The organism is Vibrio harveyi NBRC 15634 = ATCC 14126 = KCTC 12724 (assembly GCF_001591145.1).
In the GTDB taxonomy this organism is placed as follows: Bacteria; Pseudomonadota; Gammaproteobacteria; order Enterobacterales; family Vibrionaceae; genus Vibrio; species Vibrio harveyi.
The window spans coordinates 1-633 of the sequence record NZ_BCUF01000167.1 but is presented as its reverse complement, the minus strand read 5'-3'; the positions used below and the strand labels follow the sequence as shown (position 1 = coordinate 633).

1 protein-coding gene is annotated in these 633 nt (G+C 37.6%); it reads left to right on the top strand.

Features of this window, described 5'->3' with window-relative positions; translation table 11 throughout:
* Nucleotides 1-628 (top strand): hypothetical protein (locus VHA02S_RS25030; RefSeq protein WP_218000910.1); only part of this gene is annotated, 628 nt, incomplete at its 5' end.
* Nucleotides 629-633: the final 5 nt, after the last annotated feature.

The following is a 633-nucleotide window of genomic DNA, read 5'->3' as shown; positions in this document are numbered from 1 at the left end:
AGTATTGCGTTGCTCACACCTTAACAGGGCGTTATGCAATTATGAGGAAATAATGAAATTCGTATATATCTTTATTGTGGCAGCGGTAGCTACAGTGCACATATACATAGGATGGGAAACTAAGACTTCTCCTTTAGACTTTAATTTGATCCTGCTACTTTTAATCCCTTTTTTAACTTTTGTTTGGAAAGACGCTTCAGTAATAAAATTTGGTTCCAAGGGATTAGAGCTTGAGAAGTTAAAAAGTGATGTAAACAAGACTATCAAGCATGTGGCGCATGGTGATTCTGTTGATCATAAATCTATAAACAACTTGTATAAATCGGTTGAAAGTAATGATTGGTTAAAGCTTGTACTTTCCAGAATGTTAATGAGAAAGGGGTTAGTCGCGTTAGTTCCTGATCACGGGTTAGGTGTTTCACCGTCTTTAAATAAGTTAATTCCAATGTGTGAATCACAGGGAAAAATTACTGAATCTGAGGTGACTGAACTTGAACGCTTACGCAATATAACTTTTTATGCTGAATGGTGGGACGGAGAAGTCCCAACTCATGAAGATTGGAAGTGGGCTTTAGAAACAGGGCAAGCAGTAGTCCAAAAGCTCTTCGACAAACAGCCAATTGCATAACAAAC